2 pseudogenes are annotated in these 11,111 nt (G+C 78.3%); both read right to left on the reverse strand.

The features are described from left to right. Nucleotides 1-61: 61 nt before the first annotated feature. A pseudogene (locus QSK52_RS21820) lies at nt 62-5,572 on the reverse strand (type I polyketide synthase); the annotation flags it as partial. Nucleotides 5,573-5,633: 61 nt separating this feature from the next. Beyond that, nucleotides 5,634-11,081, reverse strand: a pseudogene (locus QSK52_RS21825) (type I polyketide synthase); the annotation flags it as partial. Nucleotides 11,082-11,111: the final 30 nt, after the last annotated feature.

Below are 11,111 nucleotides of genomic sequence, written 5' to 3' on the forward strand. Positions count from 1 at the left end.
CCGTCCCCTGTCACCGCGCCCCCGGCCGTCCGGCCGGGGGCGCGGTGCGTGCGCCCCGCGCTCAGGAGGACTCCAGCTCCTCGTCGAGGATGCCGAACAGCTCCTCGGCGGTGACCGCGTCCAGGTCCTCGGCGGGCGCCGGGTCGGCCGGGGCGCCCGCGTCCGGGCCGGTCGCCGCGGCGGCCAGGGCGCGCAGGGCGGCGGTGGCCTCCGCGCGCTCCGGGTCGGTGAGCGCCCCGGACTCCAGCAGGGCCCGGACGGCCGCCAGGTGGTCGGCCAGCGCGGAGCCCGCCCGGGGCAGGTCCTCGCCGAGCCGGGCCGCCAGGGCGGAGACCGCCGGGTAGTCGAAGACCACGGTGGCGGGCAGCCGGTTGCCGGTGACGCCCTCCAGCCGGTTGCGCAGTTCGAGCGCGGTCAGCGAGTCGAGGCCGAGCTCCAGGAAGCCCTTCTCCGGGTCGACGGCCCCGGGGCGGTCGTGCCCGAGCACCGCCGCGGTGGCCTCCCGCACCAACTCGACCAGGGCGTCCTGCCGTTCGGAGCCGACCAGGGCGCCGATCCGCGCCCACGCGCCGCCCGCCGCGGCCGGCCCGTCCGCGCCGTCGCCGCCCGCCGCGGCCCCGGCCGCCGCCCGCGGGCGCACCGGCCCGCGGACCAGGGCGCGCAGCAGCGGCGGCACCTCGCCGGTGCGGACCGCGTCGGCGGCGAACGCCGGGAGGTCGAGCCGGACCGGCAGCAGGACCGGTTCGGCGCCGCGGACCGCCGCGTCGAACAGGGCCAGGCCCTCGTCGACGGCCAGCTCCAGCACGCCGCCCCGGGCCAGCCGGGCCCGGTCGGCCTCGCGCAGCGCGGCGCCCATGCCGCCGCCCGCCGCCGCGTCGGCCCACAGGCCCCAGGCCAGGCTGTGCGCGGTCCGGCCACCGGCGGACCGGTGGGTGGCCAGCGCGTCCAGGAAGGCGTTGGCGGCGGCGTAACTGCCCTGCCCGGCGGCGCCGAGGGTGCCGCTGACGGAGGAGAACAGCACGAACGCCGCCAGGTCGAGGCCGCGGGTCAGCTCGTGCAGGTTCCACGCCGCGTCGACCTTCGGGCGCAGCACGGCCGCCAGCCGCTCCGGGGTCAGCGAGCCGACCACGCCGTCGTCGACCACGCCCGCGGCGTGCACCACGCCGGTCAGCGGCCGGTCGGCGGGGACGGCGTCGAGCAGCCGCCGCAGCGCCTCCCGGTCGGCCGCGTCGCAGCTGACGACCGTCGCCTCGGCGCCCAACTCGGCGAGTTCGGCGGTCAGTTCGGCCGCACCGGGGGCGTCCGGGCCGCGGCGCCCGGTCAGCAGCAGGTGCCGGACGCCGTGGCCGGTGACCAGGTGCCGGGCCAGTGCGGCCCCGAGCGCGCCGGTGCCGCCGGTGACCAGGACGGTGCCGGACGGGTCCAGGCCGGGCCGCGGCGCCGGTTCGGGCCGGGCCCGCACCAGCCGCGGCACCAGCAGCGCGCCGCCGCGCACCGCGAGGTTCGGCTCGTCGCCGCGCAGCGCGTCGAGCAGGCCGGGCGGCAGGGCGGGCGGGGCGTCCGCGGGGCCGTCCTCCAGGTCGAGCAGGACGAAGCGGCCCGGGTACTCCTGCTGGACGGTGCGCAGCAGGCCCCACAGCGGGGCGTGCACCAGGTCGGTGACGCCCTCCCCTGGGGCGGCGGCGACCGCGCCCCGGGTCACCACGGCGATCCGGTGCCCGGCCGGGACCGGCTCGGCGGCCCAGCCCTGGACCAGGGCGAGCACCCGCTCCGCGGCGGTCCGGGCGGCGGCCGCGTCCTGCTCCTGCGGCGGTGCCCAGCACGGGACGAGGACCAGCGGCTCCTGCGCACCGGGCCCGGTCGACACGGTGTGCCCGGCCGCCGCCAGCGCCGGGCCGAGCCCGAGCCGGTCGGGGCCCGGCACGGCGCAGGCGGCGGCCCCTCCGCCCGCCGGGGCGGGCAACGGCACCCAGTCGAGGCGGAACAGCCGGTCGGCGCCGGCGGCCCGGTCGGCGGGGGCGGGCAGGGCGCGGAAGGCGAGCTCCGCGACGCTCAGCACGGCCCGGCCGTCCGGGTCGGTGGCGGTGAGGGCGGCGGCGTCGGGGCCGCGGAAGGAGACCCGCACCCGCAGGGCGGCGGCGCCCGCCGCGTGCAGCCGCACCCCCGTCCAGGAGAACGGGACCATGCCCCCCTCGGTCCGCGGACCGGCGTACCCGACGGCGTGCAGGACGGCGTCCAGCAGGGCCGGGTGCAGGCCGTAGGCGTCGGCCTCCGCCCGGGCCGGGTCGGGCAGGGCGACCTCGGCGTACAGGTCGTCGCCGTCGCTCCAGGCGGCGGTGAGGCCGCGGAAGGCCGGGCCGTAGGCGTAGCCCTGGGCGGCCAGGGACGGGTAGGCGCCGGAGACGTCCAGGGCGGTGGCCCCGGCCGGGGGCCAGGCGGGCGGGGGAGCGGCCGCCGGGTCGGCCGGGGCCGCGGCGAGGGTGCCGACCGCGTGCCTGGTCCAGGGCGCGTCCGCGTCCGCCGCCGGGCGGGAGTGCACGGCGACGGCGCGGCGCCCGGCCGCGTCCGGGCCGTCGACGGTGACCCGCAGGTCGGTGCCGTCGGGGGCGTCCAGCGGCAGCGGCGCCTCCAGGGTGAGTTCCTCCAGCAGCGGGCAGCCGACCTCGTCGCCGGCCCGGACGGCCAGCTCGACGAACCCGGTGCCGGGCAGCAGGACGGTGCCGTGCACGGCGTGGTCGGCCAGCCAGGGCCGGGAGGTCGCGGAGATCCGGCCGGTCAGCACGACCCCGCCGGTGCCGGGCAGCTCCACCACCGCGCCCAGCAGCGGGTGGGCGGCCGCGCCCTGCCCGGCCCCGGCCGCCGCCCCGGCGTCCTGCGCGGGGCGGCCCAGCCAGTAGGCGCGCCGCTCGAACCCGTACGTGGGCAGCTCGGCCCGGCGGGCGCCGCTGCCCGCGTAGTAGGCGGCCCAGTCGATCGGCGCGCCGTGGGCGTGCAGGGCGCCGAGGGCCGCGGCGACGGTGGCCTCCTCGGGGCGGCCCCGGCGCAGCAGCGGCACGGCCAGCACCTCGGCGGCCGCCGGGTCGGCGTCCAGGCACTGGCCGACCAGGGCGGTCAGCACGGCGTCCGGGCCGAGCTCCACGAAGCGGGTCACGCCCTGCTCGCGCAGCGCGGCGACGGCGTCGGCGAAGCGCACCGCCTCGCGCGCGTGCCGCACCCAGTACTCCGGGTCCTGGAGCTCGCCGGGTCCGACCAGGGCGCCGGTCAGGGTCGACACCACCGGGATCCGGGCGAGCCGGTACTCCAGGCCGCGGGCGACCCGCCGGAACCCGTCGAGCGCCGGCTCCATCAGCGCCGAGTGGAAGGCGTGCGAGACGGTCAGCTCCTTGGTCCGCCCGAAGCCCGCGGCGACCTTCGCCACCGCCTCGGCCTCGCCCGAGACCACCACCGCGCGCGGCCCGTTGACCGCAGCGACGTCGGCCCCCGGCACCAGCGCCGCCCGGACCTCGTCCTCGGTCGCCGCGACGGCGACCATGGCGCCGCCGGCGGGCAGCGCCTGCATCAGGCGGCCGCGGGCCGCGACCAGGGCGCAGGCGTCCTCCAGCGACCAGACGCCGGCCGCGTGCGCCGCGGCCAGCTCGCCGATCGAGTGCCCGGCGACGAAGTCCGGGCGCAGCCCCCAGGACTCGGCGAGGCGGAACAGCGCCACCTCGACGGCGAACAGCGCGGGCTGGGTCAGGCCCGTCGCGTCCAGCTCCGCGCCGCCCGCCGCGACCACCGCGCGCAGCGGCCGCTCCAGGTGCCGGTCCAGGACGGCGCACACCTCGTCGAAGGCGGCCGCGAACGCCGGGAAGGCCGCCGCCCCCGCGCCCATCCCGGCCCGCTGCGCGCCCTGCCCGGTGAACAGGAACGCGGTCGCCGCACCGGGCCGCACCACGCCGACCGGCACCGCCGGGGACGGGCGCCCCCCGGCGAGCGCCGCCAAGCCGTCCAGCAGTTCGCCGCGGTCCGCGCCCAGCACCACCGCGCGGTGCTCCAGCGCGGCCCGACCGGTGGCCAGCGAGAACCCGACGTCCACCGGCTCGGCCGCCGCACCGGGCCGCAGCAGCGCCGCGCGCAGCCGGGCGGCCTGCACCGGCAGCGCCTCGGCGCTGTGCGCCGACACCGGCCACAGCAGCGGCCCGGCCGGGGCGAGGACCTCCCGCGCGGGTTCCTCGGCCCGGAACTCCTCCAGCACCACGTGCGCGTTCGTCCCGCTGATCCCGAACGAGGACACGCCCGCCCGGCGCACCCGCTCCCCGGCCGGCCACGGCACCGGCTCCCGCAGCAGCTCGACCCGGCCCGCCGCCCAGTCCACCTGCGGGGACGGCTCGCCGCTGTGCAGGCTGCGCGGCAGCACCCCGTGCCGCATCGCCATCAGCATCTTGACCACGCCCGCGACCCCGGCCGCGGCCTGGGCGTGCCCCATGTTCGACTTCACCGACCCGAGCCACAGCGGCCGTCCGTCCTCCGGCCGCTCCTGCCCGTACGTGGCCAGCAGCGCCTGCGCCTCGATCGGGTCGCCGAGCCGGGTGCCGGTGCCGTGGCCGTCCACCGCGTCGACGTCCGCCGCGGACAGCCCGGCGTCGGCCAGCGCCGCCCGGATCACCCGCTGCTGGGACGGCCCGTTGGGCGCGGTGAAGCCGCTGGAGGCGCCGTCGGAGTTCACCGCGGTGCCGCGCACCAGGCCCAGGATCCGGCGCCCGTGGCGGACCGCGTCCGACAGCCGCTCCACCACCAGCACCCCGGCGCCCTCGGCCCAGCCCACGCCGTCGGCCGACGCCGCGTACGACTTGCAGCGCCCGTCCGCGGCCAGGCCGCGCTGCCGGGAGAACTCGACGAACGCCTCCGGCGTCGCCATCACCGTCACCCCGCCGACCAGGGCCAGCGCGCACTCGCCGCGGCGCAGCGCCTGCCCGGCCAGGTGCAGGCCCACCAGCGAGGACGAGCAGGCGGTGTCCACCGTCAGCGACGGGCCCTCCAGGCCCAGCGCGTAGGAGACCCGGCCGGAGACCACGCTCAGCTCGGTGCTGGTCAGCAGGTGGCCCCCCGCGTCGCCCGCGTCGGCGCCGCGCACCCCGTAGTCGGAGAAGCTGCACCCCGCGAACACGCCGGTGGCGCTGCCGCGCAGGCCGACCGGGTCGATGCCCGCGTCCTCCAGCGCCTCCCAGGAGCACTGCAGGAACAGCCGCTGCTGCGGGTCCATCGCCAGCGCCTCCCGGGGGGAGATGCCGAAGAACCCGGCGTCGAAGTGCGCCGCGTCCGCCACGAACCCGCCGGACTTCGCGTACGTCCGGCCCGGCTGCCCGGGCTCGGGGTGGTAGAGGCCCTCGACGTCCCAGCCGCGGTCGGCCGGGAACTCGCCGACCGCGTCGACGCCGCCGTCCACCAGCTCCCACAGCGCGTCGGCGCCGTCGACCCCGCCCGGGTAGCGGCAGCCGACGCCGACCACCGCGAGCGGCTCGGCCGCGGCGGCGGCCAACTGCTGGTTCTGCCGCCGCAGCCGCTTGGCCTCCTTGAGGGACGCCCGCAGCGCCTCTTCCAGACGTTCGGTGGAGCCGGTCACGTGCGGGCCTCGCAATCTTCAAGGGGGACGATCAACGGGAGGTGCCGTCGCTGAGCGCGAGGTCGATCAGGCTCTGGGTGTCCAGGTCGTCCAGGTCGTCCTCGTCCTCGTCGTCGTCCGGGGACGCGACGGCGACGGCGGCGGCAGCAGCGGGGGAGGCGGCGGCGGGCGCCGGGGCGCCGTCCGGCCCGACCAGGCCGAGCAGCGCCTCGTACACCCCGGCCGCGCGCAGCCGCTCCACCGGGATGGAGCCGAACGCCCGGCGCAGCGCCGCGAGTTCGTCCGGATCGGCGGCGGACGGACCGGCCGCGTCCGGGGCGGGCACGAAGCGCTCGCGCAGGTGGGCGGCCAGCTCCACCGGGTTCGGGTAGTCGAAGACCACCGTCGCCGGGAGCCGCAGGCCGCTGGCCGAGGCCAGCCGGTTGCGCAGCTCCACCGTGGTCAGCGAGTCGAAGCCCATGTCCTGGAACGGCTGGCGCGGACCGATCGCGGCCGCCCCCGCGTGCCCGAGCACGGTCGCGGCCAGGCCGCGCACCAGGTCCTCGAACACGCGCTGCGCACCGCCCGCGTCCAGGCCCGCCAGCCGGGCCGAGAGCACCGCCGGGCCGTCGTGGGACGCGGCCGCCGCCGGACGGGCCGCCCCGCCCCCGGACGGCGGACCGGCCAGGTCGTTCAGGATCGAGGGCAGCTCCTCGCCCTGCGCCCGCAGCGCCCCCCGGTCCAGGCTGATCGGCACCAGGACCGGCGTGCCCAGCTCCAGCGCCGTGTCGAACAGGGCGAGGCCGTCCTCGGTCGACAGGCCCAGCACACCGGCCCGCGCCATCCGGATCAGGTCGGTCTGCGGCAGCTCGCCGGACATCCCGCGCTCGGCCCACATGCCCCAGGCCAGCGACTGCCCGGCCAGGCCCGCGGCCCGCCGGTGCGCGGCCAGCGCGTCCAGGAAGGAGTTCGACGAGGCGTAGTTGGCCTGCCCCGGCGCGCCCCAGGTGCCGGCCGCCGAGGAGAACAGCACGAACGCCGCCAGGTCCAGGTCCTTCGTCAACTCGTGCAGGTGCCAGGCCACGTCGGCCTTCGGACGCAGCACGGTGTCCATCCGCTCCGGGGTCAGCGACCCCAGCACGCCGTCGTCCAGGACGCCCGCGCAGTGCACCACGCCGGTCAGCGGCCGGTCCGCGGGCACCGCGGCCAGCAGCCCCGCCAGCGCGGCCGGATCGGCCGCGTCGGCCGCCGCGAAGGCGACCCGGGCCCCCAGGCCGGTCAGCTCCGCGGCCAGTTCGGCCGCACCCGGCCCGACCGCGCCGCGCCGACTGACCAGCAGCAGGCTGTCGACGCCGTGCCCGGTGACCAGGTGACGGGCGATCAGACCGCCCAGCACGCCGGTGCCGCCGGTCAGCAGCACGGTGCCGGAGGACAGCTCCGGCCCGGCCGCCGGAGCCGGCCACACCGTCGGGTCGTCCGCGGCCCGGGCCAGCCGCGGCACCAGCACCCGGTCGCCGCGCAGCGCGACCTGGTGCTCGTCCAGCGCGAACGCGGCGGCCAGCGCCTCCGCGTCCTCGCCACCGGCCAGGTCGACGAGCATCGCCCGGCCCGGGTTCTCCACCTCGGCCGTGCGCACCAGGCCCCAGACGGCCGCGGCCGCCAGGTCGGTGACCGCCGGGTCGTCCGGCCCGGTCGCCATCGCGCCCCTGGTCACCACGACCAGCCGCGAACCGTCCAGCAGTTCCTCGTCCAGCCAGCCCTGCACCAGGGCCAGCATCCGGTGCACCGCCGCGTGCACCCCCGCGACGCCCGACCCGTCGCCCGCGGCGGGCAGGCACGGCACCACGACCAGCTCCGGCGACGGCGCCCCGGCCGCCAACGCGGCCCGCAGGGACGGCAGATCGGCGTGCACCGCACCCGCGCCCGACCGCTCCAGCGCCGCCGCCAGGCCCACGGCGTCCGCACCGACCACCGCCCAGCCGCGGCCCGTCCGCCCGGACGGCGCCGCCCCGGCCGGAACCCAGTTCAGGACCAGCAGCGAGTCGTCCGCGGACTCCTGCACCGGCTGCGGCGCCGGACGCACCGACAGCGACTGCGCCGAGAACACCGGCGACCCGGTGCCGTCCGCGCAGTGCACGCTCACCGCACCGCCCCCGGCCGGACGCACCCGCACCCGCAGCGCACCCGCGCCCCCGGCGTGCAGGGCCATCCCGCCCCACGAGAACGGCACCATCGGCGGCCCGTCCGCCGCCTCGGCGTCGCGCAGCGCACCCGCGTGCAGCGCCGAGTCGAGCAGCGCCGGGTGCACGGCGAACCCCTCCGCCCGCGCGCCCTCCGGCAGCGACACCTCCGCGAACAGCTCCTCGCCGCGCCGCCACGCCGCCCGCAGCCCGCGGAACACCGGGCCGTAGCGCAGCCCCGACGCGGCCAGCACCGGGTACACCTCGGAGACGTCCAGCTCCTGCGCGCCCTGCGGCGGCCACACCGCCAGGTCCGTGAACCCGTCGGCCCCGGCCGCCGCGAGCCGACCGCTCGCGTGCCGCAGCCACGCGTCCGAGGACGGCGCGTCGGCCGCCCGCGAGTACACCGCGACCTCCCGGCCGCCGTCCTCCTCGGCCGCGCCCACCCGCACCTGCACGGCCCGCGCCGAGGAGACCCGGCCCGGAACGTCCGCGCCGAACACCAGCGGGGCCTCCAGGACCAGTTCCTCCACCTGGCCGCAGCCCACCCGCGCCCCCGCCGTCAACGCCAGGTCGGCGAACGCGGTACCCGGCAGCAGCACCTGACCCGACACCACGTGGTCGACCAGCCACGGGAACGCGTCCAACGACACCCGCCCCGTGAACACCCACCCCTGCCCGTCCGCCAGCGCGGTCCCCGCCCCCAGGAAGGGGTGCGCGACCGCCTCCAGCCCCGTGCCGGTCACATCGCGCCCGGACTCGGAACGCAGCCAGTAGCGCTGCCGCTGGAAGGGGTAGGTGGGCAGGTCGGGGTGGGGGCCGGTGCCGGGGTAGAGGGCGTGCCAGTCGACGGGGGTGCCGTGGCTGTGGAGGGTGGCGAGGGCGGTGACGGCGGTGTGCGTCTCGGGGCGGTCGCGGCGCAGGGCCGGGACGAGGAGGTGGTCCTCGGTGCTGTGGGCGGCCGCCGCGGTCAGGACGGCGTCGGGGCCGAGTTCGAGGAAGCGGGTGGTGTTGAGGGTGGTGAGGGTGGTGATCGCGTCGGCGAAGCGGACGCTCTCGCGGACCTGGCGCACCCAGTAGTCGGGGGAGGTGAGTTCTTCGGCGACCTTGCCGGTGAGGGTCGAGACGACCGTCAAGGTCGGCTGGTGGTAGGTGAGTTGGGCGGCGATGGTGTGGAACTCGGCGAGCATCGGTTCCATCAGCGCGGAGTGGAAGGCGTGCGAGACGGTCAGTGCCTTGGTGCGCTCGAAGGCCGCCGCGACCTTCGCGACCGCTTCGGCCTCGCCCGAGACCACCACCGCCCGCGGCCCGTTGACGGCCGCGATGTCCACGCCCGGCACCAGCGCGGCGCGGACCTCGTCCTCCGCCGCCGCGATGGCGGTCATGGCGCCGCCGGTGGGCAGGGCCTGCATCAGGCGGGCGCGGGCGCCGACCAGGGTGCAGGCGTCCTCCAGCGACCACACCCCGGCTGCGTACGCCGCCGCGTACTCGCCGATGGAGTGCCCGGCCACCGCGTCGGGGCGCACGCCCCAGGAGGCGTAGAGCCGGTGCAGGGCGACCTCGACGGCGAACAGCGCGCACTGCGCGTAGCCGGTGAGGTTGAGCGCCTGCGCGTCGGACCACATGACGTCCTTGAGCGGACGCTCCAGGCCCTTGTCCAGCAGCGCGCACACCTCGTCCAACGCCGCCGCGAACACCGGGTACGCCCGGTACAGCTCCTGGCCCATGCCGAGGCGCTGCGAGCCCTGTCCGGTGAACAGGAACGCGGTGCGCCCGGGGGTGCTGACCTGTCCGGGCTCGTCGCCCTCGGCGATCGCCCGCAGGCCCGCCAGCAGCTCTCCGCGCTCGGTGCCGACGGCCACCGCCCGGTGCTCGAAGTGCGTGCGCGCCGTCGCCAACGCCCGCCCCACCGCAGCGGGTTCGCAGCCCTCGACCGCCTCCAGCAGCCGCTGCGCCTGCGCCCGCAACGCCTGCGCACTGCGCGCCGACACCGGCCAGGCGAGGACGCCGGACGGGGGCGGGGTGGTGTCGTCGGCGGCCAGGGGGGCGGCCTCCTCGACGATGACGTGCGCGTTGGTGCCGCTGAGGCCGAACGCGGAGACGGCGGCCCGCCGGACGCGTTCGCCCGCGGGCCACGGCACCTCCTCGGTGAGCAACTGCACACCACCACCGCTCCAGTCCACGTGCGTGGAGGGCGCGTCGACGTGCAGGGTGCGCGGCAGGACGCCGTGCTGCAGGGCCATCACCATCTTGATGACGCCCGCGACACCCGCCGCGGCCTGGGTGTGGCCGAAGTTGGACTTCACGGAGCCGAGCCACAGCGGCCGACCGTCCCCCGGCCGCTCGCGCCCGTAGGTGGCCAGCAGCGCCTGGGCCTCGATCGGGTCGCCCAGCGTGGTGCCGGTGCCGTGCGCCTCGACCGCGTCCACGTCCGCCGCGGACAGGCCCGCGTCCGCCAACGCGGCCCGGATGACCCGCTGTTGGGCAGGACCGTTGGGCACGGTGAAGCCGCTGGAGGCGCCGTCCTGGTTGACGGCGGAGCCGCGCAGCACCGCGAGCACGCGGTGGCCGTTGCGGCGGGCGTCGGAGAGGCGTTCCAGCAGCAGGACGCCGACGCCCTCCGAGCAGCCGACGCCGTCCGCGGTGTCCGCGAAGGCCTTGCAGCGGCCGTCGGGGGCCAGGCCGCGCTGCTCGCTGAAGTAGACGAACATGTCGGGCTCGGTCATCACCGTCACGCCGCCCGCGAGGGCGAGGGTGCACTCGCCGCGGCGCAGGGCCTGGGCGGCGAGGTGCAGGCCGACCAGCGAGGAGGAGCAGGCGGTGTCGACCGAGACCGCCGGGCCCTCCAGCCCCAGGGTGTAGGAGATCCGGCCGGAGATCAGGCTGCCGTCGCTGCTGCCGGGGCCGTAGTCGTGGTACATGACGCCCGCGTAGACGCCGGTGGCGCTGCCGCGCAGCGCGCCGGGGCGGATGCCGGCGCGCTCCAGGGCCTCCCAGGCGGCCTCGAGCAGGAGCCGCTGCTGCGGGTCCATGCCGAGGGCCTCGCGGGGGGAGATGCCGAAGAACTCGGCGTCGAACCCGTCCGCGCGGTCGACGAAGCCGCCGTCCAGTGAGTAGGTGGTGCCGGGGGTGTAGGGCGCGCCGGGGGCAGCGGAGCCGGGATCGTAGAGCCGCCCCAGGTCCCAGCCGCGGTCGGTGGGGAAGCCGCCGACGGCGTCGCCGCCGTCGGCGACCAGCCGCCACAGCTCCTCGGGGGAGGTGACGCCGCCGGGGAAGCGGCAGCCCATGCCGATGATCGCCACGGGTTCGCCCTGGGCGGCTGCGAGCCGGTCGTTCTCCCGGCGCAGCAC

This window comes from Kitasatospora phosalacinea (genome assembly GCF_030268885.1).
Lineage (GTDB): Bacteria > Actinomycetota > Actinomycetes > Streptomycetales > Streptomycetaceae > Kitasatospora > Kitasatospora phosalacinea_C.